Raw genomic sequence first — 24,249 nt, 5'->3', positions numbered from 1 at the left:
AATACTATCCGTACGCCTTAACGCAGCAGGGGATCCAGTCCACCACGCGCATCCAACGCATACAAGTCGTCACAACCACCAATGTGCTGTGCATCAATAAAAATCTGCGGAACCGTCGTACGACCACTGCGTTTGATCATCTCTTCGCGCTTCACGGTGTCGCCGTCAATCGGAAGTTCCTGGAAACTCACGCCCTTGCTGTTCAATAGCGCTTTTGCGCGATGGCAAAATGGGCAGGTTGCTTTGGTGTAGATCTCGATGTTGGCCATGACTTATCTCCGATATTAACTTACGGTGTTACTTGCCACGTACCAGCGGGAGGTTTTCACCACTCCAGCCTGCTACGCCATCTTTCAGCACGGACACCTGCTCAAAACCCGCTTTAATCAGCGCAGTTGCAGATTCCTGGCACTGCATGCCAGAACCGTCAACCACAATAACCGGTTTGGCTTTGTGTTTTTCAAGCTCGCCGAAGTTGTTGGCTTTAATTTCGCTCGGCAGCAGGTTAGTTGAACCGGCGATATGGCCTTTGCGGAAGTCATCACGCTGACGTAAATCCACAATAACCGCATCTTCTTTATTGAGAAGACGAGTGGCTTCGCCGCGGGTAATCACCTTCACTTTCGAGGTCAGGCTTTTGATGGTCGTAAATAATACAGCCGCCAGTAACGCAATCCAGGCGATACTCAAGACAGGGTGGCGACTAACAAATTGCATAATTTCTTGCATGGGGGGTAACAACTCCCGACTCAGTGATTAAAAAAACCAAGGAAAGAGTATACCTGCGCGTTGGCGCAAATACAGCCAGAGCGTGCATTGGATTGCATTTTTGCGGGGCGCTACGGAAAAAAAAACGTAAATCCGAGTCCTCCCTGACGTGCTATACCCCATTATTTGATCTTCGGGGGCTACTTTATCGATTCAGCTGTAGTAAAATTACGCAATTATTTTTATCTATTAAGTGTGAGGTTGTCGCAATGTCGGTTTCTAAAAAACCTATGGTACTGGTGATTCTGGATGGCTACGGCTATCGCGAAGACAGCCAGGATAACGCCATTTTTAATGCTAAAACCCCGGTTATGGATGCTCTGTGGGCCAAACGTCCACATACCCTGATTGACGCATCTGGTCTGGAAGTCGGCCTGCCTGACCGCCAGATGGGTAACTCCGAAGTGGGTCACGTCAACCTGGGCGCGGGCCGTATCGTGTATCAGGACCTGACCCGTCTGGATGTTGAAATTAAAGAACGGACTTTCTTCACTAACCCGGTACTGACCGATGCGGTCGACCAGGCGAAAAAAAGCGGCAAAGCAGTACACATCATGGGTCTGCTGTCTGCGGGCGGCGTACACAGCCACGAAGATCACATCCTGGCGATGGTTGAGCTGGCGGCAGAACGCGGCGCAGAAAAAATCTATCTGCACGCCTTCCTCGATGGCCGTGACACCCCACCGCGCAGCGCTGAAAAGTCGCTGCAAAAATTCGAAGAAAAATTTGCCGCGCTGGGCAAAGGTCGCGTTGCGTCCATTATTGGTCGTTACTACGCCATGGACCGCGACAACCGTTGGGATCGCGTTGAAAAAGCGTATGACCTGATGACGCTGGCCCAGGGTGAATTCCAGGCTGACACCGCAGTAGCAGGTCTGCAGGCCGCTTATGCTCGTGATGAAAACGACGAATTCGTAAAAGCGACCGTGATCCGCGCAGAAGGCCAGGCCGATGCCGCAATGGAAGACGGCGATACGCTGATTTTCATGAACTTCCGTGCTGACCGTGCGCGTGAAATCACCCGCGCGTTTGTGAACGCTGACTTCGATGGCTTCGCGCGTAAGAAAGTGGTTAACCTCAACTTTGTGCAGTTGACCGAATACGCGGCCGACATCAAAACAGCGGTAGCTTACCCACCAACGTCTCTGGCGAATACCCTCGGCGAGTGGATGGCGAAGCACGACAAAACCCAGCTGCGTATTTCCGAAACTGAAAAATATGCACACGTGACCTTCTTCTTCAACGGTGGCGTAGAAGAGCCGTTCAAAGGCGAAGACCGTATCCTGATCAACTCGCCGAAAGTAGCCACCTACGATCTGCAGCCAGAAATGAGCTCCGCAGAGCTGACCGAGAAGCTGGTTGCCGCGATTGAGAGCGGGAAATACGACACCATCATCTGTAACTACCCGAACGGCGACATGGTCGGTCATACCGGGGTAATGGATGCTGCGGTTAAAGCGGTTGAAGCGCTGGATCACTGCGTTGAGCAAGTGGCCAAAGCGGTTGAGTCCGTTGGCGGCCAATTGCTGATCACCGCAGACCACGGTAACGCTGAGCAAATGCGCGATCCGTCTACCGGTCAGGCACATACTGCACATACCAACCTGCCGGTTCCGCTGATTTATGTCGGTGGTAAAAACGTCAAAGCTGTCGATGGCGGTAAACTTTCCGATATCGCCCCGACCATGCTGACGCTGATGGGCATGGAAATCCCGCAAGAGATGACTGGTAAGCCGCTGTTCATCGTGGAATAATCCCTCCCCATGAGGGGAAAGGCGATTAATACCATCACATGGGCCGCAAAACCGCGTAGGTTTTCAGTCAGGCCCTTGTTATACGCCAGCGTGATTAGCGCTGGCGTATTGTTGTGCGCCTTTTCCGCCCACGCGGACGAACGCGACCAGCTCAAATCTATTCAGGCCGATATCGCGGCAAAAGAACGCGCGGTACGCCAGCAACAACAGCAACGTTCCACCCTCCTCGCCCAGCTTAAAGCCCAGGAACAGGCCATCGCCGTTGCGGCACGACAGCTGCGCGAAACGCAAAATTCACTGGCGCAACTGAATGCGCAAATTGCCGAAATGAACGCCGCCCTCGCGAAGCTGGAAAAGCAGCGAGCAGCACAGGAACGCAGCCTGGCCGCCCAACTGGACGCCGCGTTTCGTCAGGGTGAGCACACCGGCATTCAGTTAATCCTCAGTGGCGAAGAGAGTCAGCGCGGGCAGCGCCTGCAGGCCTATTTTGGCTATCTGAACCAGGCGCGGCAGGAAACCATCGCCCAGTTGAAGCAAACCCGCGAAGAGGTCGATTCGCAGAAAGCCGAGCTGGAAGATAAACAGAGTGAGCAGCAAACGCTGCTGTACGAGCAGCGCGCTCAACAGGCCAAGCTGGAACAGGCGCGTAACGAGCGCCAAAAAACGCTCGCTGGGCTGGAGTCCTCCATTCAGCAGGGCCAGCAGCAGCTCAGCGAACTGCGCGCCAACGAATCCCGTCTACGCAGCAGCCTTGCACGGGCCGAGGCCGCCGCCAAAGCGCGCGCTGAGCGTGAAGCCCGCGAAGCACAGGCGGTGCGCGATAAGCAAAAGGATGCCTCGCGCAAAGGGTCGACCTACAAGCCGACCGAAAACGAAAAATCCTTGATGTCCCGTACCGGGGGGTTAGGTTCACCGCGCGGTCAGGCATTCTGGCCCGTCCGTGGCCCAACGCTGCATCGCTATGGCGAACAGCTGCAAGGTGAGCTACGTTGGAAAGGGATGGTCATTGGCGCATCTGAAGGCACCGAAGTGAAAGCCATTGCCGACGGTCGCGTTATTCTGGCCGACTGGCTTCAGGGTTATGGTCTGGTGGTCGTGGTTGAGCACGGTAAAGGCGATATGAGCCTGTACGGATATAACCAAAGCGCGCTGGTCAGCGTAGGTACGCAGGTGCGTGCCGGACAGCCGATTGCCCTGGTGGGTAGCAGCGGCGGTCAGGGCAGACCCGCACTCTATTTCGAAATTCGTCGCCAGGGTCAGGCGGTCAATCCACAGCCGTGGTTGGGAAGATAAGTTTTGCCTCAGTTTCGCCGCATAATATTCTCACTCGCCAGCCTGCTGGCATTCGCTCCCTCTGTTTTTGCCGGTAAGCTTGCCATCGTGATCGACGATTTCGGTTATCGTCCGCACAACGAGAATCAGGTGCTGGCGATGCCTTCTGCGATCTCCGTTGCCGTTCTGCCCAATGCACCACATGCACGGGAGATGGCGACCAAAGCGCATAACAGCGGACATGAAGTCTTAATCCATCTGCCGATGGCGCCTCTCAGCAAACAGCCGCTTGAGAAAGATACCCTGCGCCCGGAGATGAGCAGCGACGAGATTGAGCGGATTATTCGCGATGCGGTAAGCAAAGTGCCGTATGCCGTCGGGCTTAACAACCATATGGGCAGCGCGATGACCTCCAGCCTGTTTGGCATGCAGAAAGTGATGCAGGCACTGGAACGGTACGATCTTTATTTCCTGGACAGTATGACCATCGGTAACAGCCAGTCCATGCGTGCGGCAGGAGGAACGGGCGTGAAAGTGATTAAACGCAAAGTCTTCCTCGACGACACGCAAAACGAAGCGGACATTCGCCGCCAGTTTAACCGCGCGGTCGAACTGGCGCGCCGCAACGGTTCCGCTATCGCGATTGGGCACCCTCATCCTTCGACGGTACGCGTATTGCAGCAAATGGTTTATAACCTGCCCGCCGACATTACGCTGGTTCGCCCAAGCAGCCTGCTCAATGAACCACAGGTAGATACCTCTACGCCAAATCTGACGCCACCGAAAAACAGCACGCCTGATGCGCCGCGTAATCCTTTCCGCGGGGTGAAACTGTGCAAACCGAAGCAACCGTTAGAACCCGTTTACGCCAGCCGATTCTTTAGCGTGCTCGGTGAGAGCATCACCCAAAGCACGCTGGTACAATATATGCGCCTGCAGTGGCAGGGCTGGTCGTAATCAGTCTTTCAGACCCAGCGTGACATGTGCCAGACGGCGTGGCGTCAGTGATTTATCGCGCCACTTGCTAAACCGGATGGCCCATAACAGCACCTGATAACCCAGCTTAACGCTGCAAATATTGCTCACCATTCGCTTGAACATACCCGATACAAACACCTCGGCAATCATGCGCTGGCGAATCTTTTCGTCTGGCTCTTTGCGGATGCAATGGCATACGCGTAGCGCTTCGTAAATCACCTGCTGTTTGAATTCAGGGTAAATCGGAATACGCCCGGCGTAATCATGATTCATCTTATCCAGCAGGCGGGTAATTTTGATGTAGTGGCGCTGATAGGCCAGGTTCTTCTCTCCGGTACGCGGCAGGCGACTGACGGACGCGCCGTGCAGGAAATATTTATACAGCGGAACCTCCGTGTAACGCGCGCGTTTGGCGTTAAACATAAACTCCGTCGTCCAAATAATATCCTGGTGGTGCAGACCGGAAAGAAAGGTTAGCCCAGCGTCGCGGATGGTTTGATGACGGTAAACCCCCATCCAGACCACATGCCGCCAGCGACGACTGGCAAGTGCTTTGCGCAGCCAGTCCGGCCCGGTCATGACGCCGGTAGAACGAATACGATCGGTGGGAATAGATGCCCAGGTATGACCTGTTTCCGCAATACACCAGTCGGCGTTACACTGGGCAACGTCCAGATTGTCCTGCAGCGCCATATTCATCAGCGTTTCATACATTTCCGGATAGGCAATGTCGTCACCATCGACGTAAGCGATATACTCGCCCTTTGCTACCGCCATACCGGTATTTCGCGCTGCCGAGACGCCCCCGTTGCGCTGGTGCAGCAAATGGACGTGTGGATAACGATCCGCATAGGCCTGAGCAAGCTCTGCCGAGTTATCCGTAGAGCCATCATTTACGATGATGATCTCCAGATTTTTCCAGGTTTGCGCGATCAGCGAATCCATACACGCAATGAACGGTTCACCCGTATTGTAAAGCGGCATAATGACGCTCAATAGGCCGGGAGTATAGGTCATATAAAATCCTGCCAAACAATGTAATTAACGGCAATTTTTAGCATATTACGCGGCAGAAGATCAGAGAAAGTTATTCTTATCTTTGACCTAAAATGCGCAGGACAAGCGGGATCGCGCCAGAAAAAAATCCCCGGGTATTTAATGAACATAAATATCCGGGGACAGCACACAGAACCCATTAATCAGAAACGGTTAATCCCAGCTCAGGATCACTTTCCCTGACTGACCTGAACGCATCGCGTCAAAGCCCTGCTGGAACTCATCGATGGAGAACCGATGGGTGATGATTGGCGACAAATCCAGACCAGACTGGATAAGTGCAGCCATTTTGTACCAGGTTTCAAACATTTCGCGACCGTAGATACCTTTAATAAACAGCCCTTTAAAGATAACCTTCGTCCAGTCGACGGACATGTCTGACGGCGGAATACCCAGCATGGCGATGCGACCGCCGTGGTTCATGGTGTCCAGCATGGCGCGGAACGCTGGCGGCGCACCGGACATCTCCAGACCCACATCAAACCCTTCGGTCATACCCAGCTCGGCCATGACGTCAGTCAGGTTCTCTTTCGCTACGTTTACCGCGCGAGTAATACCCATTTTGCGTGCCAGCTCAAGGCGATACTCATTCACATCCGTAATGACAACGTGGCGTGCACCAACGTGCTTCGCGACGGCTGCTGCCATAATCCCGATAGGACCTGCACCGGAAACCAGCACATCTTCTCCGACCAGATCGAACGACAGTGCCGTGTGAACCGCATTGCCGAACGGATCGAAGATTGAGGCTAAATCATCGGAGATGTTATCCGGGATCTTGAACGCGTTAAACGCCGGGATCACCAGATACTCAGCAAAACAACCCGGACGGTTTACACCGACACCGGTCGTATTGCGGCACAGGTGAGTACGCCCACCACGGCAGTTACGGCAATGCCCACAAGTAATGTGGCCTTCACCCGACACGCGATCGCCGATTTTAAAACCTTTCACTTCCTGGCCGATGCCGACTACTTCGCCGACATACTCATGCCCAACAACCATTGGAACCGGGATGGTTTTTTGCGACCATTCATCCCAGTTATAAATGTGAACGTCAGTCCCGCAGATGGCTGTTTTACGGATTTTAATCAGCAAATCGTTATGACCGACTTCCGGTTCAGGAACGTCGGTCATCCAAATGCCTTCTTCCGCTTTCAGTTTGGATAACGCTTTCATTTCACATCCTCAGGCAATAACGCCCAGTTGTTTACCAATGCGTGTGAACGCGTCAACAGCACGCGTAATCTGCTCAGGGGTATGCGCCGCAGACATCTGGGTACGGATACGCGCCTGGCCTTTCGGAACCACCGGATAGAAGAAGCCGGTAACGTAAATACCTTCTTTTTGCAGTTCACGGGAGAACTGTTGTGCAACGACTGCATCACCCAACATCACCGGAATAATCGCGTGATCGGCACCGGCTAACGTAAAGCCAGCGGCGGACATTTGCTCACGGAACTGACGGGCATTTGCCCACAGACGATCGCGCAGGTCATGGCCGGACTCAACCATTTCCAGCACCTTAATGGACGCTGCCACAATCGCCGGAGCCAGTGAGTTGGAGAACAGGTACGGACGGGAACGCTGACGTAGCCACTCCACGACTTCTTTACGCGCTGCGGTATAACCACCGGACGCGCCGCCCAGTGCTTTACCCAGCGTACCGGTAATGATGTCGACACGCCCCATCACTTCGCAGTATTCATGGGAACCGCGGCCGTTTTCGCCGACAAAACCCACCGCGTGGGAATCATCAACCATCACCAGTGCATCGTACTTATCCGCCAGGTCGCAGACGCCTTTCAGGTTGGCAATCACGCCGTCCATCGAGAACACGCCGTCGGTAGCAATCAGCACATGACGCGCCCCAGATTCACGCGCTTCTTTCAGGCGCGCTTCCAGTTCCTGCATATCGTTATTGGCGTAACGGAAACGCTTCGCTTTACACAGACGAACGCCGTCGATGATAGAGGCGTGGTTCAGGGCATCGGAGATAATCGCATCTTCTGCGCCCAGCAGCGTTTCGAACAGGCCGCCGTTAGCATCAAAGCAGGAAGAATAAAGAATGGCATCTTCCATACCGAGGAACGCCGCCAGTTTTTGCTCCAGCTGCTTGTGGCTGTCCTGGGTGCCGCAGATAAAGCGCACCGAAGCCATGCCAAACCCGTGAGAATCCATACCCGCTTTTGCCGCTGCAATCAGTTCCGGGTGGTTAGCCAGTCCCAGATAGTTGTTCGCACAAAAGTTAATCACGTGGCTTCCATCAGCTACCGTGATATCCGCCTGCTGCGCAGACGTAATAATGCGTTCTTCTTTAAACAGCCCTTCCGCACGTGCGGTTTCCAGGTCGTTCGTTAACTGCTTGTAAAAATTCCCACGCATTGCAATTCTCCAGACTGGGCAAATTTCAGCACATATTACCCAAAGCTATACATTGATACGAGATGACGCGTCATCACTTCTTCAAAATGAAGCATAAATCACGTGTACCCGCACGGCTTATCGGTGAATGGCTGAAGCCAGGGCCATGTAGTGATATGATAGAAGTATTCGTGTCTGAGATTGTCTCTGACTCCATAATTCGAAGGTTACATTTATGATCATCGTTACCGGCGGCGCGGGCTTTATCGGCAGCAACATCGTTAAGTCACTGAATGATAAAGGCATCACTGATATCCTGGTGGTGGACAACCTGAAAGACGGCACCAAGTTTGTTAACCTGGTGGATCTGAATATTGCTGACTACATGGATAAGGAAGACTTCCTGATCCAGATTATGGCCGGTGAAGAATTCGGCGATATCGAAGCAATTTTCCACGAAGGCGCATGCTCTTCCACCACCGAGTGGGATGGCAAGTATATGATGGACAATAACTATCAATACTCCAAAGAGCTGCTGCACTACTGCCTGGAACGCGAAATTCCGTTCCTGTACGCCTCTTCTGCAGCCACTTACGGCGGACGTACTTCTGACTTCATCGAATCCCGTGAATATGAGAAACCGCTGAACGTTTACGGCTACTCAAAGTTCCTGTTCGACGAGTATGTTCGTCAGATCCTGCCAGAAGCGGATTCGCAGATTGTCGGCTTCCGCTATTTCAACGTCTACGGACCGCGTGAAGGCCACAAAGGCAGCATGGCAAGCGTGGCTTTCCATCTCAATACCCAACTCAACAATGGCGAAACGCCAAAACTGTTTGAAGGCAGCGAAAACTTCAAACGTGATTTCGTCTATGTTGGCGATGTTGCCGCAGTTAACCTGTGGTTCCTGGAAAATGGTGTATCCGGTATCTTTAACCTCGGTACCGGTCGCGCGGAATCATTCCAGGCCGTGGCGGATGCTACGCTGGCTTACCATAAAAAAGGCAGCATTGAGTACATTCCGTTCCCGGAAAAACTGAAAGGCCGCTACCAGGCGTTTACTCAGGCGGATCTGACTAACCTGCGCGCAGCAGGCTACGACAAGCCGTTTAAGACCGTGGCCGAAGGCGTAACGGAATATATGGCCTGGCTGAACCGCGACGCGTAAGTATGAAAATTTTGGTGATAGGCCCGTCCTGGGTTGGCGACATGATGATGTCGCAAAGTCTCTATCGCACGCTCAAGGCGCGCTATCCCCAGGCGATAATCGACGTGATGGCACCGGCATGGTGTCGTCCGCTGCTGTCGCGCATGCCTGAAGTCAACGACGCGATTGCCATGCCGCTAGGACACGGTGCGCTGGAGATCGGTGAACGGCGTAAACTCGGCCACAGTCTGCGTGAAAAACGCTACGATCGTGCCTTCGTGCTGCCGAACTCATTTAAGTCAGCACTGGTGCCGTTCTTTGCGGGCATTCCCCATCGTACCGGCTGGCGCGGTGAGATGCGCTACGGGCTGCTCAATGATGCACGCGTGCTGGATAAAGAAGCCTGGCCGCTGATGGTCGAGCGCTATGTGGCGCTGGCCTACGATAAAGGCGTAATGCTTTCAGCGAAAGATTTACCGCAGCCGCTGTTATGGCCGCAGCTGCAAGTCAGCGAAGGTGAAAAATCACTGACCTGTAGCCAGTTCTCTCTCTGTGCTGAACGCCCGATCATCGGTTTTTGTCCTGGGGCAGAATTTGGTCCGGCCAAACGCTGGCCGCATTATCACTATGCGGAACTGGCAAAACAGCTGATCGACGAAGGTCATCAGATCGTACTGTTTGGCTCAGCCAAAGATCATGAAGCCGGTAATGAAATTCTGGCGACACTCAGCACCGAACAGCAGGCATGGTGCCGTAATCTGGCGGGTGAAACGCAGCTCGAGCAGGCCGTTATTCTTCTCGCCGCCTGTAAAGCGGTAGTCACCAATGACTCAGGATTAATGCACGTAGCCGCCGCGCTGAACCGTCCGCTGGTCGCCCTGTACGGCCCCAGCAGCCCGGATTTTACTCCGCCTCTTTCCCATAAAGCACGGGTGATCCGCCTGATAACGGGTTATCACAAAGTGCGTAAGGGCGATGCGGCGCAAGGGTATCATCAGAGCCTGATTGACATCACTCCTCAGCGCGTTCTGGAAGAACTGAACGACCTGTTGTTACAAGAGGAAGCCTGACGGATGCGGGTTCTGATCGTTAAAACATCGTCGATGGGCGATGTACTGCATACATTGCCTGCGCTAACCGATGCGCAGCGGGCAATTCCAGGTATTCAGTTTGACTGGGTGGTTGAAGAAGGGTTCGCGCAAATCCCATCCTGGCATTCAGCCGTTGAGCGGGTGATCCCCGTGGCGATTCGCCGCTGGCGTAAAGCCTGGTTTTCAGCACCGATTAAAGCCGAGCGTAAAGCGTTTCGCGATGCGGTGCGTTTACAGCAGTATGACGCGATAATCGATGCCCAAGGTCTGGTTAAAAGTGCCGCTCTGGTTACGCGTCTGGGGCGCGGCATCAAGCATGGCATGGACTGGAGCACGGCTCGCGAGCCACTGGCAAGCCTGTTTTATAACTGTAAGCATCATATTGCCAGGCAGCAGCATGCCGTTGAACGTACGCGGGAACTGTTTGCGAAAAGTCTGGGGTATACCAAACCACAGTCGCAGGGCGATTATGCTATCGCGCAGCATTTCTTGAACGATCTTAATGCTGATGCAGGCCAATATGCGGTATTTTTACACGCGACAACCCGTGATGATAAACATTGGCCGGAAGCCAACTGGCGGGAGCTGATTGGCCAGTTACATAACGCCGGAATACGCATTAAGCTGCCCTGGGGTGCCCCTCATGAAGAAGCGCGCGCCAAAAGGCTGGCTGATGGTTTTAACTACGTCGATGTCCTGCCGCGGATGAGTCTGGAAGAGATCGCAAGTGTGTTGGCGGGGGCAAAGTTTGTCGTGTCGGTGGATACAGGGCTCAGCCATTTAACCGCAGCGCTGGATCGCCCGAACATTACCCTGTATGGCCCAACAGACCCTGGGCTGATTGGTGGGTATGGGAAGAATCAATACGCACAGCAGAGTCAATCCGGTAATTTACAAGATCTCGATGCCAGCAGCATCAACGCATCATTGCTTGATATTAATTTGCTTTAACTTTAAGAGATGAACCATGCTTTGCCAAAACATGTTTTCTCGCTTTATCGATAATACAAAAAACAACCCATTTAATTTTCTATATCAGCTATTTTACACGGGGATCCTTGTCACCCTTGCGATGGTGCTGGTCAATCCCGATGAGGCACTGAAGGTATTTATTGCCTGTGCGGCCCTGTCTCTGCCGTTGATTGGCAAAAATATAAAGTATGTGCTCGGCAACAAAAAAAATCTGATCTTGCCTTTTATGCTGTTGCTTTTTGGCTTAGTGCAAATTATCTGGGTGGACATCTTTAAGCAACCCGGATCTGCCTTTACCGGCGCCTACCGTTCGTATCAGAACGGGGGTAAAGTCATGATCTTTGCCGCACTGGTTCTCACCGCATTAACCTCGCGAGCACCCTGCGAAACCAAAACCCGTGTCACCAGCATCTGGGTTATTGTTACGGCAATTGGCCTGTATCTTTTTGCAGGCTACCAGCTAGCCGGTGCCCCTAATCCTTTGGATTATCGTGTTGCTCTCGGCTTTGAGCACCAGACTGGTACCGCTTATGCGCTGACATTGATTGGCTTATTGGCATCTCAGGCCATTATCAACCTGCGTATAAAACATACCGTTTCACTTTATCTTCTGCATTTTTTGGTATCGTTGGCAGTCATTATCACTACGCAAACCCGAGCCGCCATTTTAGTTTATCCGATCCTGTGTATCGGACTGTTTTACATATACTATCGTCATAATCGCAGCATGTTATTAAGGGCATTTTTGGCCTTCTTGATATTGGTAGGAATTGCAGCGATCCCCTTAAAATCAGTCATTGAATATCGCTACCAGAACTTCATGGTCGACCTGCATGCTTATAGCCAGAGCAACAGTAATACCTCTATTGGTGCGCGACTTGCGATGCAACGGGCAGGTATTGATGCGGGGGAAAAACATTACTGGGGACAGTCACTTGAACAACGAGGTACTGAAATCCGGCAACTTGTTAATAAGGATAGTTCCTTACAAGGTGCTCTTGAATTTCTCAATGTCCATTTGCATAACGAAATTATTGATACCTTTTCACTAAAAGGCATTCTGGGCGTTGTTGTGCTACTCTTGCTCTATACCACCCTATTTTTAAAAGCCTACTGGCTGCGAAGTCCTCTGTTGTTGGTCATATCCGGCGCTATAGCTATCTATGGCTTGAGTGATTTATTATTATATGCCAAAGGTGAAGCCTTGAGCAGCATGCTAGCGTTATGTGTTGCAGCAATGCTAGTACCGGGTCTGACGAGGGAACGATGCCATGATTAACGATTCAGGTTATTTACTGAGCATTATTATACCTGTATACAATAATGCTGAATTTATTACGGCTACGCTGACATCCATACATCAAAGTATCACTGATGAAGTTGAGTTAGTCATTGTTAATGATGGTTCTACTGATCTATCTGATGAATGCATTAATGCATTTTATCGTGAAAATAATTTCACCAATCTCAAATATATTAGTAAAAAAAATCAAGGCGTTGCTATTTCCCGCAACATTGGACTTGCACATGCGACAGGAAGATATATTGGTTTCGTAGACAGCGATGATATTGTCTGCCCGAATTATTTCTCTATTCTCCTTCCTAAATTAAGGGACGAGAAATATGATATTGTTGAATTCAACTTAACCCGGGATATGAATAACCTATATCAAGGAAGTCTCGATGTGGGCACCATCACACAACGTGAAATAATTATAGCAGATGATAACTACACCCCTTTGCTACCAACATTTCGTGCAGGCCAGTGGCATTTAATGACGAAAATTTTTCATCGTGATGTGATCGGTAAAGATAGATTTGAAGAGTATCGCCGTTATGAAGATGTTATCTTTTGCCCATTTCAGTATTTCAAATGCCATAAAATTTTAAAAATAGAGAATAAACTCTATTACTACCGGATAAATGATAAAAGCATTACCGAGAACATTATCGACAGTGACGCTGACAGTATCTTTTTTGCTATGCGAAAAATGTATAATTACATCAATGAAAATAGTGCAACGCGTACTATCGCTACGTTAATGATCGTTAATTGCTTTCTGGAAGGACGTAAACTCTTACGTAAGAAAAAAGGTTACTATCGCTATAACGAAAGCATGATAAATGATATTCACAATGCACTTACATGCTGTGATACGAAAGTCATTAAGAAAAAAGTATTTTATAAAATGAAATATCCACACATTGACCGGCATATTTCTAAAATACGCTATACGATAATAAACGCCTGTAAGACCTTACTTGTTCGAAAGGGATTTTAACATGTTTAAGAAACTAGACCGCGTTCTCATTTGCAAACTTAAATTTTATGGCGACGTTCTGTTAATTACCCCTGTAATTGAAAGTATTAAAGCACGTTACCCAAATGCTAAAATTGATCTACTCCTATATAAAGATACCAAGGCAATCTTAGCTGCCAATAAAGATATCAACGCTTTTTATCTTATCGCGAAAAAAAAAGGTCTGCTGGCAACTGCGAAAAATTACATATCGGTACGTCAACAACTGAAAAAAAATCAGTATGATCTGATCATTAACTTAACCGAGCAATGGCCGATTGGTGCACTTATTGCTTCCTTGCATCGTCCTTCCATTGCATTTAAACGTGATAAAAAACTATGGAACAACCTTTTTTCATGGGTTACGCCATTCACTGGTACACATATTGTTGAACAAAATTTATCCATTTTAAAAGGTATTGGTTTTGGTGAATCAGAACTAAAGAAAGAAATGTCGCTTTGCTATCGCCAAGAAGACTATCAGCATTTAACCTCCCAACTACCTGCGCTATCTTCAAAAAACTATGTCGTTATTCAACCCACAGCGAGGCAAGAGTTTAAATGTTGGGATGATGATAAATTCGCACATGTCATAGACCATTTGCATCAGCGCGGTCTGCATGTTTACCTTACCTGCGGGCCCGCACTCAATGAGCAGCAACAAGTAAAACACATAGCGGAGTTGTGTAAATCATCTCCTGACCTAACACTGGCGGGTCAAACCACCTTCCTGCAGCTAGCTGCGTTGATCGACCATGCAGTTCTTTACATCGGGGTCGATTCTGCGCCTATGCACATGGCGGCAGCGTTAGGAACACCGCAGGTCTGCCTGTTTGGCGCTACCAATTATCAACAATGGAGACCATGGTCAGATAAAGCCGTGTTGATTTGGGCTGGAGATTATCATCCAATGCCTTCTCGGAATGAGCTCGACAGATCAGAAAAATATTTAACATGGATCCCCGAAAAGGTCGTGATTGACGCTATCGATATGGTACTTCATGATAGTGGCACTGATAAAGGTAATGAGAAGGCATAAATGGGCAACAAAAATAACGTTATTAATATTGCTTACTGTACAGATGCCAACTATCTGGAATATGTAGCAGTGTCCATTATGTCCGTCATAATGAACAACCCAGGACAAGACCTGTCATTTTTCGTTTTTGTCTATGACGTCACTGATGAAGAGATTGATAAGCTACGCTCCACCAGTGATAAAATTCAGGTTATCAATATTGATAAAGAAGAGATTGAAAAATATAACAATGACTTTGCAATCAAACACCTGAACCGTTCAACTTATATGCGCCTTGCCGTTCCGCGCTTACTGAAAGATAAAGTTGAGCACTTTATCTATTTAGATGCCGACACTCTGTGTTTTGATAAACTCAATGATATTAACAGTATTGATATCAGTAACGTCATTTGCGCAGCCAGCCACGACTCGCTCGATATCCATGATACAAAAAATGCCAAACGCCTAGGTCTCAGTACAGGTCATTACTTCAATGCCGGTTTTTTGTATATTAATATCGCGAATTGGATTAAATTCGACATCGAAAACAAAGCAAATACTGTACTATTTGAACAGGGAAAAAATCTACCTTACTTTGATCAAGATGCTCTAAATATTGCAATGGATGGCAACGTCAAATTTATTGATAATCGATGGAATTTTTTGTTTAACTGGTTTAACGATCAACAGAAAGATAGTTTCTTCTATCAAAAAGATAACCTGCCACGCATTATCCATTTCACCGGTGGAAGAAAGCCATGGTATAAAGAACACACAGGGCTTGCACAGCAGCTGTATCTTTTCTACCATCATTTCACACCATGGCAGAACACAGAAATGCGCTCTTATGCCCCGCGAATGAGGCCTACTGATTATCGGGTTTACTCGCGTCAGGAAGCCAAAAGGGGAAATTACTGCGCTTCGATCAAATGGTATATGAAATATCTCAAGACAAAACTGCGCTAAATAAAAAACTCCCTTTCGGGAGTTTTTTTACTTACTTTGTAACTTTGCACGTAAATAGCCGATATAGCTAATTATTGAAGCGAAATATTTTCCTTGTAGCCTTTCATGCCGTGATTTCTTTTTATACTGTTTTGGCGTTCTGGCTGGCAGCAAGGGAACATCCGCCCAAGGGGAGGCTTTCCATGCCTCAACAAAGTACACTGCAGAAGGGTAGTTAGCCCAGGAATTCCATGGTTTTGTGACACCAACATAATGAATAAGAATGGTATCTTGCGTAATATATTCTTTATACAGTGACAAATTCTTACTCTTTAATTCTTGTTTAATACCATAAATAGCATTGAATTTTCTCGGTAAAAATATCACTTTATCCAAAAAAATAATATTTAGAACATCTTGATCAGGGAAAGAAAGTTTCTTGCTCTTATCTAAGAGGATATCAAACGCTGCATTAATAAAATCCTGCTCTTTCCACTTTCTTAGATTTGCATAAATAACGCCTGAATTAAAATACTCACTGTTTTTCTCGATATCTCTGGCAGGACTGTCATCAACATCTTTCACTACAGCGGCAACATGATTACTAATATTAATTTGAGTCAATTCAAGGAGTGAACCTTTACACATAACATCAGCATCAATGTATAAAATCGAATCTATCTTTTCACCAAGATACTCAAAAGCTATGAATCTAAAATACATTGCATGCGACCAGGCATGACCGCTCGGTAATATTTTTAGGCCATCAGAATCCATGACATAAATCGAGATATTCGCAGAATATTGCTCTGCTAACTTTGCAATTCTTTGCTGATAGTCTTCATCCAAATAATCGGTAAAAAGGTGAAAATGTATATTTAACCCTTTATTATGTAACAGTACTGATGTCATCGAGATCGCAGCACCAAACATAAAATTCTTATCCACTCCCCAAGCAATGTTGAGTTGTGCATTTTGTTCGGTCGGCACTTGATTAAAATCAAGTATTTTCTTTATAGACTGATGACAATCAAATTTCATTCGCTACACCCATTTAGTTTTACTATCACAAGTTGCTAATTTTAATATCAGTGTATTTTAGAGCTTTGTATTTTACTCTTTATATACATAACATGGCTAAGTACCGATCGAATATATTTTCTCTGCACTTTTTCATGCCTCGATTTACGTTTATATAACTTCGCCGTATTTGCATTCAATAAAGATTTTTCCGCCCATGCGGATTTCTGATATGCTTCAATAAAAAATTTAGCTACTGGATATTTAGCCCATATATGCCATGGCTTTGTTACGCCGACATAATGAATTAACACTGTATCATCAGTGATATAATTTCTGTAAATCTCATCATTCTTATTTTTCAGTTCCTGATCAACACCATAAATACAGTTAAAGTCTCTTCTCAGGAAAATCACATTACCGACAAATAATATATTAAGAACATCTTGATCAAAATAAAGAAGCTCCTTTTGGCGCTTTTCTAAAATAGAAAAGGCTTTAGTTAGTAGTTGTTGCTCTCGCCAGACGACCAAGTTGGCAAACACCACGCCAGAATTAAAATATCCATTACTCAACTCAGGAATACCAAGTCTGGTACCGGATTTAATACGCACTTCATCAATATCATTGATTACAGCGGCATATTCCCCACAAAAATTAATTTCAGTAAGTTCTCGCAAAGAACCTTTGCAAACCACATCGGCATCAAGGTACAGCACTGAACTAAGTTCAGTGCTTAAATACTCAAATGCAAAGTAGCGATAATACATTGCATAGGTCCAGGCTTTAGTGCTCGGTAATTTTCGAAATGCAGTATTATCGAAAACAAGGACAGTCACGGTCGTACTGTACATTTGTGTCAGTCGTTTTACACTTTCCAGATAGTCATCATCGACATAGTCTGTTGCTATATAGAAGTGGATATCAATATCAGGGTTATTTACCAGCACTGAGGTCATCGAGATACCAGAACCAAATAAAAAATTACGATCAACACCATACGCAATATTTAGTTTTTTGTTCTTTTCGTGCGTAGAACTGTCAATCAAATGCTTTTGAATAATTACTTGCTGAAAATCGATGTTCATAGTGCAATGGCCTCAAAATTAATATGTACTTTAGAGCGCTTTTCTTATTGTTCTCTGTCTGATTTTTTGCGCTTTCGTAACGGCTTGTTCAAACAACTTAACTTCCTGACGGAAAATTTCACGTAGCGGCATGGCAAAGTAAACACGTAAAAATCGATAGATATCTCTTGATGTCAGCCCGATTTCAAGTGATGAGAAATAGAGCCCAATCAAATCTTTATTGCGCCAACGGCGAGGTACATGTTGGCGTATTTGCGCACGATGCAGATCGATCACCGAGAGTTTAATATCCTCAATTTTTGAGGGCATAGGTTGTTGAAGCAAAAAGTGACACATATAACAGTCACGATGGTTCACCCCACCACGATGCATTTTACCCACCATTTCTGCCACGCGGGTGATAATGGTCCGTTTTAATACAAAATTAGGGCGTTCAACACTCCAACTAGCGCAAAAATCTTCGAGGCTGATAGCAGGAGAGAGATCTTCAGTGATAATAAATGACGTACGCTCTAATGGATTCAGTCCTTTCTGTCCAAACGCCACCCCGGTCATGGTATCAACATTCAACGCTTGCAAACGATGAATAGCTAACCACTCTCGATCGGCCCCCAGCACTGGCATACGTAACGAAATCAGGTTTTTCACCACTTCTTTGAACGTGGTTCCATGATGATATTTAAGAAAATATCCTTTCCCCATCATCTCAAAACGTAGAGTACGTCGCGTTTCCAACGCACGAAAAACCTCACCATCCAGTTTAGCGACTTCTGTAAACGGATCTTTTCCCTGCCACTGCGTGGCAAAGGGTTCTTTTAATTCAATCATTCTCAATGCCTAAAATGATGTCTGCAGCCCTGTCAGCCAGACTATAGAGATCTTCTGTATCAGCAAAATGCCGTGCATTTCCGGCCCAGCGACTTCTTTGCTCATTGTTTTGCAACGCATCGAAAAGTGCTGAATTCAAGTTGTTCTGCACAAACGGTTCAGGAATAACCACGCCACATTGGGCAGCATTGATATAGTCAGCATACCCGCATACTTCCGTGGTTAACACCGGCAACCCTGCAACTACTGCCTCTAATAAGACAATCCCAGCAGCTTCCTGAACAGCAGGATGCAGTAACAAATCCGCAGCAGACATCAATTCGGAGATATCATCCCGCCCCGAGAAAAACTGTACTTGTTTTTCAATACCCAATTGGCGAGCCTGAGCACGGTAACGATCTGCTTTATCCTGACCGACGACCATCAACCGCGTACGCTGGCGTAGAGGTTCAGGCAAAGACGCCAGAGCCTGCAATGTACGCAGCACACCTTTACGCTTGAAATCTGAACCTACCTGCAGAAGGAAGAACTGATCGAGACCAATATCATTTTTTTCCCTGACAATCTGTCTACTGTTTTCAGGCTGCTGGCTGTACTTTCGGTCAGGGTAAATACCCGGTGGTAAAATACGAAAACGTGGATTCTCGGTATGATAATGACGTTTAAAATCGCCAATTTGTTTGTTGGTTAACATCAGTAATGTGGTATGAGAACCTTGCTGAAATACTGCCTTTTCAAATGAGGCATAATGGCGATAACGCCGCGTCAGCTTGTAAAAAAAACCTTTTTCACGGGCAACTTTTTCGGCATAACAGACATCGGCTGCATAATACACATCCAGCCCAGGCATTTTATTAAAACCAACAACACGATCAACAGGATGTTGGCTAAAATACTGTTGAACCCATTGATGATATTGCTCATTTTTCCCATGATTTGTTCTGGATGTAACTGGAACGAGTATAATTTCCAAGCCTTCAGGGCGCTCCCCCTGCCATTGTTGGGTAAAGACCTGAACATGATGCCCCCGTGCAGCAACCGTCTGCGCAACCCGCAGAAAATCACGCTGCAATCCACCATAAGGAAAATACTTGTACAAACAAAAAGCAATGATCATGCATTAATATCCGCATCGTGTCGCCAGGCATACCAAGCCAGATACATAAGGGGACTGTAATCCTTACTTGCGCTACCCAAAGATTACTCCACATGCTTCGGCCGCAAACTACCAGAAATTGCGCAATAGTATATCATTGATTATCACTCAATCCGAACTGAATGTTTTTTGAACAAAAAAATTAAATTTATTATAAAAAACAGATACATAATATAAATTCAATTTCATCGTAAAAATCGTATCGCACGAGAAGTTAAGCCCTAATATTGGACGCAGGTGTTTTTTGAAACGACCGCCAGGCATAACAATGCCTTGTCAACACAAGCGTTTTGGTACAACCTGGATAAAAATGATGGTAAAGCCACAGTTAAATACATAGAATCCCCAGCACATCCCTAGGTTAGCCACTATTATGCTCGAATTGCTTTACACCGCCCTTTTCTACCTTATTCAGCCCTTGATCTGGATACGGCTTTGGGTGCGCGGTCGTAAGGCTCCGGCCTACCGTAAACGCTGGGGTGAACGCTACGGATTTTATCGTCGTCCACTAAAGCCAGGCGGCATCATGCTGCATTCTGTGTCCGTGGGCGAAACACTGGCGGCGATCCCATTAGTCCGCGCCCTGCGACATCGTTACCCGGACCTGCCGATCACGGTTACCACCATGACACCAACCGGCTCAGAGCGCGTCCAGTCTGCATTTGGTACTGACGTTCAACACGTCTATTTACCTTACGATTTACCCGATGCACTCAACCGTTTCCTGAACAAAGTTGACCCCAAACTGGTGTTAATCATGGAAACCGAGTTGTGGCCAAATCTGATCGCGGCACTCCACAAACGTCATATTCCTCTGGTCATTGCTAACGCCCGACTTTCCGCCCGTTCGGCCGCAGGCTACGCGAAACTGGGTAAATTTGTTGGCAGATTACTACGTCGTATTACGTTGATTGCCGCACAAAATGAAGAAGATGGTGCACGCTTTATTACGCTTGGTGCAAAGAGCAATCAGGTGACCGTCACCGGCAGTCTAAAATTTGATATTTCCGTCACCCCGCAGTTGGCCGCTAAAGCGATCACGTTACGTCGCCAGTGGGCACCACATCGCCCGGTATGGATTGCTACCAGCACACACGATGGTGAAGAAAGCATTATCGTCGCCGCGCATCAGGCATTATTAAATCAGTTCCCGAATCTGTTACTGATTCTGGTTCCACGACATCCGGAACGTTTTCCGGATGCCATTAACCTCGTACGCCAGGCTGGGCTAAGCTATACCACACGGTCCTCGGGAGAAGTCCCGTCTTCAGGTACTCAGGTGGTTATTGGCGATACGATGGGCGAACTGATGCTGCTGTACGGCATTGCCGACCTGGCGTTCGTCGGCGGCTCACTGGTTGAACGTGGGGGTCATAACCCATTAGAAGCTGCTGCGCATGCGATTCCCGTACTGATGGGACCACATACTTTTAATTTTAAAGATATTTGCGCCCGACTTGAGCAGGCAAGTGGATTGATCACCGTCACCGATACCACCACGTTGGTGAAAGAGATCTCGTCGTTGCTGACCGATGCAGATTATCGTAATTTCTATGGTCGTCATGCAGTTGAAGTTCTGTATCAAAACCAGGGCGCGCTACAGCGTCTGCTGCAGCTGCTGGAACCTTACCTGCCACCCAAAACGCACTGAGGGTTGTCATGCAAAAACGGGCAATTTATCCAGGAACCTTCGATCCCATTACTAACGGCCATATCGATATCGTGACGCGTGCAACAAGCATGTTCGATCACGTGATTCTGGCGATTGCCGCAAGTCCCAGTAAAAAACCGATGTTTACTCTGGAAGAGCGTGTTGAGCTGGCACAGCAGGCAACGGCGCATCTCGACAATGTCGAAGTACTGGGGTTTAGCGACTTAATGGCAAACTTCGCCCGCGATAAACAGGCAAATGTTCTGATTCGTGGGCTGCGTGCCGTGGCAGATTTTGAGTATGAAATGCAGTTGGCGCACATGAATCGCCACCTGATGCCGCAGCTGGAAAGCGTCTTTTTGATGCCTTCCAAAGAATGGTCATTTATCTCATCATCGCTGGTTAAAGAAGTCGCCCGCCATCAGGGGGACGTGACCCACTTTTTACCGGCGAACGTGCACCAGGCGTTAATGGTCAAGCTGAAGTAAAGGCGTTATCTACGCTATTTCTGGCAGCGACGGCAGTAGAATGTCGTTCGCTGTGCATGTTTTGTCGCAACGATCGGCGCGCCACATGCACGGCAAGGCTCACCTTCACGCCCATAGACTTGCAACTCCTGGGCAAAATAGCCCGGCTTGCCGTCACTTTGCAGAAAATCCTTCAGCGTCGTTCCCCCTTGCTCGATAGAGCGAAGCAAAACCGCCTTGATAACGCGCACCAACAGCTCACACTCAGATACCGACAGCGACGATGCCAGGCGGTCAGGATGGATACCAGCCGCAAACAGCGACTCGCTGGCATAGATGTTGCCAACCCCCACCACTAACTTGTTGTCCATCAGCCAGGGTTTAATCGCCGTTTTCTTCTTCGCGCATTTCTGCTGGAGATAACTGGCGTTGAAATCATCGCTCAGCGGCTCCGGGCCAAGATGCGCGAGAACATTGTGTCCCGCCAGTTCTTTGGTCCATAGCCACGCCCCAAACCGCCGGGGATCGGTATAGCGTAGGACTTTGCCATTGCTCATCACCAAATCCACATGGTCGTGTTTTTCTGCCGGGCGTTCTTCAGGAAGAATACGTAAACTGCCTGACATGCCCAGATGAATGATAATCCAGCCATCCGCTAGCTCTAAAAGCAGATACTTCGCACGACGTTGTACGCTAAGCACAGGCTTATCACTAAGACGATAGATTTCTTCTGATACCGGCCAACGCAGACGCCCATTACGCACAATGGCGTGCAGAATCGTTGCCCCAACGAGATGCGGCTCAATACCACGGCGACTGGTTTCGACTTCAGGTAATTCAGGCATAGCATCTCCGGCGGTGTATCAGGTCTCATTAATATGGGGACGGCCAGAAAACAAAAAACCCCGCCGAGGCAGGGTTTTTCTTTACATCAAAGCGAAAATTATTTGATTTTCGCTTCTTTGTATAAAACGTGCTGACGGACAACTGGATCGAATTTTTTCAGTTCCAGTTTTTCCGGCTTAGTACGCTTGTTCTTCGTGGTGGTGTAGAAGTGACCAGTACCAGCAGAAGAAACCAGCTTGATTTTCTCACGAATACCTTTAGCCATGATTTATTTCCTCTTAGTACTTAGTACTTTTCGCCACGGGCACGCAGTTCAGACAGAACTGTTTCGATGCCTTTCTTATCAATAACACGCATACCTTTAGCAGATACACGCAGGGTGACAAAACGCTTCTCGCTCTCAACCCAAAAACGGTGAGAGTGCAGGTTAGGCAGGAAACGGCGTTTAGTCGCGTTCAGTGCGTGGGAACGGTTGTTACCGGTCACCGGACGCTTGCCAGTAACTTGGCAGACTCGGGACATGTCTATTCTCCAAAAATCAAATTAGCTCGAGCTTCGTATGGGGTATTGGCGCCTCGTCAGGCTTCTCAGCCCGGTTATCGCAGTTCAATACACTCAATCTTTCATACTGCATCAACGTTGGATACCGAATGAATGATTTCGTATATTTGCGAACTCTCGATTGCCAGGCCCAAATGCCAAACCCGAGATTCTCAAAGGTGGCGTAGTATACGCTGAGTCAGCGATGTGCTCAAGTCCCGAACAGACAAAGATCCCGATGGATCGCGTAAAGTGCGTTAAATCCAACCGCGTTCCGCAAAAGAAACGTACTCTCCGCGCCCAATTACTAGATGATCAAGCACCCGGACATCCATGAACTGACAGCATTTCACAACACGCTCGGTGATAAGTTTATCTGCTTTACTCGGCTCTGCACACCCCGAAGGGTGATTATGCGCAAGGATCAGCGCCGACGCATTCATTTTTATCGCCTCACGGACAATTTCTCGCGGATGTACCTCGACATGGCTGAGCGTGCCAGAAAAAAGTGTGCTGTGTTTAATCACACGATGCTGAGCATCAAGAAAGATCACCAGAAAGATCTCTCGTTCCTCTTGCGAGAACTGGCTTTGCAGGAACTCACGCGCCATTTCGGGACTCAGTAGCGAACGCTCTTCCATCACGCGCACGTTGTAGTAACGCTTTGCCAATTCGGCAATACCTTTTAGCTGAGCATACTTCGCCACGCCAATACCCTGAACCTGGCTGAAATCCATGTAATCGGCCGATAACAGACCATACAGAGAACCAAAATTTTGCAGTATCTCTTTTGCCAGCGTCAGGACATCTTTCCCTCGCGAACCGGTACGTAAAAAAAGTGCCAATAGCTCAACATCCGTCAGCGAATCTACCCCCAGAGCCATCATTTTTTCCCGGGGCATCGAACATTCCATCTCTTCCATGCTTCTCCTCCCTTAGCCCGCGAATGGTTACATAACACCCGCCATGAAGCGACGTCCTGTTTTCA

General features: G+C 48.2%; 24 protein-coding genes and 2 pseudogenes. 12 read left to right on the top strand and 14 right to left on the bottom strand.

Annotation, left to right across the window (positions count from 1 at the left end; translation table 11 throughout):
* Positions 1 to 17: 17 nt before the first annotated feature.
* Together grxC and M2374_RS15220 are read right to left on the bottom strand one after the other, a co-directional pair.
* Positions 18 to 269 carry a glutaredoxin 3 gene (gene grxC / locus M2374_RS15225; protein WP_032945356.1) on the bottom strand — a complete coding sequence of 84 codons (252 nt, stop codon included), beginning with the start codon at positions 267 to 269 and terminating at the stop codon, positions 18 to 20.
* 28 nt (positions 270 to 297) lie between these two features.
* On the bottom strand, positions 298 to 729 hold the full coding sequence (locus M2374_RS15220) for a rhodanese-like domain-containing protein (RefSeq protein ID WP_096759096.1): 432 nt from the start codon (positions 727 to 729) through the stop codon (positions 298 to 300).
* A 248-nt stretch (positions 730 to 977) separates the two neighbouring features.
* Here M2374_RS15220 and gpmM point away from each other — a divergent pair, with 248 nt between their 5' ends.
* Genes gpmM through M2374_RS15205 form a run of 3 tightly spaced genes read left to right on the top strand, consistent with a single transcriptional unit; the run spans position 978 to position 4,751 of the window.
* The gene (gpmM, locus tag M2374_RS15215; protein WP_181688637.1) at positions 978 to 2,522 is read left to right on the top strand and encodes a 2,3-bisphosphoglycerate-independent phosphoglycerate mutase; all 1,545 of its coding nucleotides are present in this window, start codon (positions 978 to 980) and stop codon (positions 2,520 to 2,522) included.
* 33 nt (positions 2,523 to 2,555) lie between these two features.
* A complete protein-coding gene (gene envC, locus M2374_RS15210; RefSeq protein ID WP_232058724.1) occupies positions 2,556 to 3,815 on the top strand; it encodes a murein hydrolase activator EnvC in 1,260 nt (419 codons plus the stop codon).
* Between the two features lie 3 nt (positions 3,816 to 3,818).
* Entirely contained in the window at positions 3,819 to 4,751 is a 933-nt protein-coding gene (locus M2374_RS15205) for a divergent polysaccharide deacetylase family protein (RefSeq protein WP_146718158.1), read from the top strand.
* Here the strand turns inward: M2374_RS15205 and M2374_RS15200 are convergent, their stop codons facing one another.
* From M2374_RS15200 to kbl, 3 genes are all read right to left on the bottom strand, one after another.
* The gene (locus M2374_RS15200) at positions 4,752 to 5,789 is read right to left on the bottom strand and encodes a glycosyltransferase (protein WP_135911224.1); all 1,038 of its coding nucleotides are present in this window, start codon (positions 5,787 to 5,789) and stop codon (positions 4,752 to 4,754) included.
* Positions 5,790 to 5,981: 192 nt separating this feature from the next.
* Positions 5,982 to 7,007, bottom strand: a complete 1,026-nt coding sequence (tdh, locus tag M2374_RS15195) for an L-threonine 3-dehydrogenase (protein WP_153880297.1) — start codon at positions 7,005 to 7,007, stop codon at positions 5,982 to 5,984.
* A 9-nt stretch (positions 7,008 to 7,016) separates the two neighbouring features.
* Positions 7,017 to 8,213, bottom strand: a complete 1,197-nt coding sequence (kbl, locus tag M2374_RS15190) for a glycine C-acetyltransferase (RefSeq protein ID WP_117342546.1) — start codon at positions 8,211 to 8,213, stop codon at positions 7,017 to 7,019.
* Between the two features lie 214 nt (positions 8,214 to 8,427).
* On the opposite strand from kbl, the gene rfaD reads away from it, so the two are divergent.
* From rfaD to M2374_RS15170, 4 genes and pseudogenes are all read left to right on the top strand, one after another.
* On the top strand, positions 8,428 to 9,360 hold the full coding sequence (rfaD, locus tag M2374_RS15185) for an ADP-glyceromanno-heptose 6-epimerase (protein ID WP_096759088.1): 933 nt from the start codon (positions 8,428 to 8,430) through the stop codon (positions 9,358 to 9,360).
* A gap of 2 nt (positions 9,361 to 9,362) precedes the next feature.
* Positions 9,363 to 10,409, top strand: coding sequence for an ADP-heptose--LPS heptosyltransferase RfaF (gene rfaF / locus M2374_RS15180; RefSeq protein WP_181688636.1), 1,047 nt, complete (start codon positions 9,363 to 9,365; stop codon positions 10,407 to 10,409).
* Positions 10,410 to 10,412: 3 nt separating this feature from the next.
* Positions 10,413 to 11,381 (top strand): lipopolysaccharide heptosyltransferase RfaC, encoded by a 969-nt coding sequence (rfaC, locus tag M2374_RS15175; protein WP_181629909.1) that lies wholly within the window; start codon positions 10,413 to 10,415, stop codon positions 11,379 to 11,381.
* A 16-nt stretch (positions 11,382 to 11,397) separates the two neighbouring features.
* A pseudogene (locus M2374_RS15170) lies at positions 11,398 to 12,423 on the top strand (O-antigen ligase family protein); the annotation flags it as partial.
* On the opposite strand, the pseudogene M2374_RS22380 reads toward M2374_RS15170, so the two are convergent.
* Positions 12,411 to 12,461 (bottom strand): annotated as a pseudogene (locus M2374_RS22380) (hypothetical protein); the annotation flags it as partial. The pseudogenes M2374_RS15170 and M2374_RS22380 sit on opposite strands and share 13 nt — an antisense overlap.
* A 212-nt stretch (positions 12,462 to 12,673) precedes the next feature.
* Between M2374_RS22380 and M2374_RS15165 the strand changes: the two are divergent.
* The 3 genes from M2374_RS15165 to M2374_RS15155 are packed head-to-tail and all read left to right on the top strand — an operon-like array spanning position 12,674 to position 15,686.
* Entirely contained in the window at positions 12,674 to 13,684 is a 1,011-nt protein-coding gene (locus M2374_RS15165; RefSeq protein ID WP_181688634.1) for a glycosyltransferase, read from the top strand.
* Position 13,685: 1 nt separating this feature from the next.
* Complete coding sequence (rfaQ, locus tag M2374_RS15160; protein ID WP_181688633.1) at positions 13,686 to 14,741, top strand: lipopolysaccharide core heptosyltransferase RfaQ; 1,056 nt, start codon at positions 13,686 to 13,688, stop codon at positions 14,739 to 14,741.
* The gene (locus tag M2374_RS15155; RefSeq protein WP_181218496.1) at positions 14,742 to 15,686 is read left to right on the top strand and encodes a glycosyltransferase family 8 protein; all 945 of its coding nucleotides are present in this window, start codon (positions 14,742 to 14,744) and stop codon (positions 15,684 to 15,686) included.
* Between the two features lie 27 nt (positions 15,687 to 15,713).
* Here the strand turns inward: M2374_RS15155 and M2374_RS15150 are convergent, their stop codons facing one another.
* The 4 genes from M2374_RS15150 to M2374_RS15135 are packed head-to-tail and all read right to left on the bottom strand — an operon-like array spanning position 15,714 to position 19,718.
* Positions 15,714 to 16,706, bottom strand: coding sequence for a glycosyltransferase (locus M2374_RS15150; protein WP_181218494.1), 993 nt, complete (start codon positions 16,704 to 16,706; stop codon positions 15,714 to 15,716).
* Between the two features lie 47 nt (positions 16,707 to 16,753).
* Complete coding sequence (locus M2374_RS15145; RefSeq protein WP_181688632.1) at positions 16,754 to 17,773, bottom strand: glycosyltransferase; 1,020 nt, start codon at positions 17,771 to 17,773, stop codon at positions 16,754 to 16,756.
* A gap of 30 nt (positions 17,774 to 17,803) precedes the next feature.
* A complete protein-coding gene (rfaP, locus tag M2374_RS15140) occupies positions 17,804 to 18,601 on the bottom strand; it encodes a lipopolysaccharide core heptose(I) kinase RfaP (protein WP_181688631.1) in 798 nt (265 codons plus the stop codon).
* Complete coding sequence (locus M2374_RS15135) at positions 18,594 to 19,718, bottom strand: glycosyltransferase family 4 protein (RefSeq protein ID WP_174361299.1); 1,125 nt, start codon at positions 19,716 to 19,718, stop codon at positions 18,594 to 18,596. Before M2374_RS15135 ends, rfaP begins: the two co-directional genes overlap by 8 nt.
* A 412-nt stretch (positions 19,719 to 20,130) precedes the next feature.
* Here M2374_RS15135 and waaA point away from each other — a divergent pair, with 412 nt between their 5' ends.
* Positions 20,131 to 21,408, top strand: a complete 1,278-nt coding sequence (waaA, locus tag M2374_RS15130; RefSeq protein ID WP_115257166.1) for a lipid IV(A) 3-deoxy-D-manno-octulosonic acid transferase — start codon at positions 20,131 to 20,133, stop codon at positions 21,406 to 21,408.
* Positions 21,409 to 21,416: 8 nt separating this feature from the next.
* On the top strand, positions 21,417 to 21,896 hold the full coding sequence (gene coaD, locus M2374_RS15125; protein WP_115257165.1) for a pantetheine-phosphate adenylyltransferase: 480 nt from the start codon (positions 21,417 to 21,419) through the stop codon (positions 21,894 to 21,896).
* Positions 21,897 to 21,910: 14 nt separating this feature from the next.
* On the opposite strand, the gene mutM is transcribed toward coaD, so the two are convergent.
* The 4 genes from mutM to radC form a co-directional block, all read right to left on the bottom strand.
* Positions 21,911 to 22,720: a bifunctional DNA-formamidopyrimidine glycosylase/DNA-(apurinic or apyrimidinic site) lyase gene (gene mutM / locus M2374_RS15120; protein ID WP_115257164.1), complete on the bottom strand. Its 810-nt coding sequence runs from the start codon at positions 22,718 to 22,720 to the stop codon at positions 21,911 to 21,913.
* Between the two features lie 98 nt (positions 22,721 to 22,818).
* Positions 22,819 to 22,986, bottom strand: a complete 168-nt coding sequence (gene rpmG, locus M2374_RS15115) for a 50S ribosomal protein L33 (RefSeq protein ID WP_003024094.1) — start codon at positions 22,984 to 22,986, stop codon at positions 22,819 to 22,821.
* Between the two features lie 20 nt (positions 22,987 to 23,006).
* Positions 23,007 to 23,243, bottom strand: a complete 237-nt coding sequence (gene rpmB, locus M2374_RS15110; protein ID WP_003024071.1) for a 50S ribosomal protein L28 — start codon at positions 23,241 to 23,243, stop codon at positions 23,007 to 23,009.
* Positions 23,244 to 23,518: 275 nt separating this feature from the next.
* Positions 23,519 to 24,184: a DNA repair protein RadC gene (gene radC, locus M2374_RS15105; RefSeq protein ID WP_096759076.1), complete on the bottom strand. Its 666-nt coding sequence runs from the start codon at positions 24,182 to 24,184 to the stop codon at positions 23,519 to 23,521.
* Positions 24,185 to 24,249 lie beyond the last annotated feature (65 nt).

Origin of the sequence: Citrobacter sp. JUb117 (assembly GCF_024809055.1) — a bacterium.
GTDB classification, from domain to species: Bacteria; Pseudomonadota; Gammaproteobacteria; order Enterobacterales; family Enterobacteriaceae; genus Citrobacter; species Citrobacter gillenii.
The sequence above is the reverse complement of the archived record's forward strand: the minus strand, read 5'-3'. Positions and strand labels throughout refer to the sequence as shown.

Excerpts from the sequence above, each read along its gene's own strand:
- grxC (WP_032945356.1), bottom strand. The coding sequence starts at position 269 with ATGGCCAACATCGAGATCTACACCAAAGCAACCTGCCCATTTTGCCAT.
- M2374_RS15220 (WP_096759096.1), bottom strand. The coding sequence starts at position 729 with ATGCAAGAAATTATGCAATTTGTTAGTCGCCACCCTGTCTTGAGTATC.
- gpmM (WP_181688637.1), top strand. The coding sequence starts at position 978 with ATGTCGGTTTCTAAAAAACCTATGGTACTGGTGATTCTGGATGGCTAC.
- M2374_RS15200 (WP_135911224.1), bottom strand. The coding sequence starts at position 5,789 with ATGACCTATACTCCCGGCCTATTGAGCGTCATTATGCCGCTTTACAAT.
- tdh (WP_153880297.1), bottom strand. The coding sequence starts at position 7,007 with ATGAAAGCGTTATCCAAACTGAAAGCGGAAGAAGGCATTTGGATGACC.
- kbl (WP_117342546.1), bottom strand. The coding sequence starts at position 8,213 with ATGCGTGGGAATTTTTACAAGCAGTTAACGAACGACCTGGAAACCGCA.
- rfaD (WP_096759088.1), top strand. The coding sequence starts at position 8,428 with ATGATCATCGTTACCGGCGGCGCGGGCTTTATCGGCAGCAACATCGTT.
- rfaF (WP_181688636.1), top strand. The coding sequence starts at position 9,363 with ATGAAAATTTTGGTGATAGGCCCGTCCTGGGTTGGCGACATGATGATG.
- rfaC (WP_181629909.1), top strand. The coding sequence starts at position 10,413 with ATGCGGGTTCTGATCGTTAAAACATCGTCGATGGGCGATGTACTGCAT.
- M2374_RS15165 (WP_181688634.1), top strand. The coding sequence starts at position 12,674 with ATGATTAACGATTCAGGTTATTTACTGAGCATTATTATACCTGTATAC.
- rfaQ (WP_181688633.1), top strand. The coding sequence starts at position 13,686 with ATGTTTAAGAAACTAGACCGCGTTCTCATTTGCAAACTTAAATTTTAT.
- M2374_RS15155 (WP_181218496.1), top strand. The coding sequence starts at position 14,742 with ATGGGCAACAAAAATAACGTTATTAATATTGCTTACTGTACAGATGCC.
- M2374_RS15150 (WP_181218494.1), bottom strand. The coding sequence starts at position 16,706 with ATGAAATTTGATTGTCATCAGTCTATAAAGAAAATACTTGATTTTAAT.
- M2374_RS15145 (WP_181688632.1), bottom strand. The coding sequence starts at position 17,773 with ATGAACATCGATTTTCAGCAAGTAATTATTCAAAAGCATTTGATTGAC.
- rfaP (WP_181688631.1), bottom strand. The coding sequence starts at position 18,601 with ATGATTGAATTAAAAGAACCCTTTGCCACGCAGTGGCAGGGAAAAGAT.
- M2374_RS15135 (WP_174361299.1), bottom strand. The coding sequence starts at position 19,718 with ATGATCATTGCTTTTTGTTTGTACAAGTATTTTCCTTATGGTGGATTG.
- waaA (WP_115257166.1), top strand. The coding sequence starts at position 20,131 with ATGCTCGAATTGCTTTACACCGCCCTTTTCTACCTTATTCAGCCCTTG.
- coaD (WP_115257165.1), top strand. The coding sequence starts at position 21,417 with ATGCAAAAACGGGCAATTTATCCAGGAACCTTCGATCCCATTACTAAC.
- mutM (WP_115257164.1), bottom strand. The coding sequence starts at position 22,720 with ATGCCTGAATTACCTGAAGTCGAAACCAGTCGCCGTGGTATTGAGCCG.
- rpmG (WP_003024094.1), bottom strand. The coding sequence starts at position 22,986 with ATGGCTAAAGGTATTCGTGAGAAAATCAAGCTGGTTTCTTCTGCTGGT.
- rpmB (WP_003024071.1), bottom strand. The coding sequence starts at position 23,243 with ATGTCCCGAGTCTGCCAAGTTACTGGCAAGCGTCCGGTGACCGGTAAC.
- radC (WP_096759076.1), bottom strand. The coding sequence starts at position 24,184 with ATGGAAGAGATGGAATGTTCGATGCCCCGGGAAAAAATGATGGCTCTG.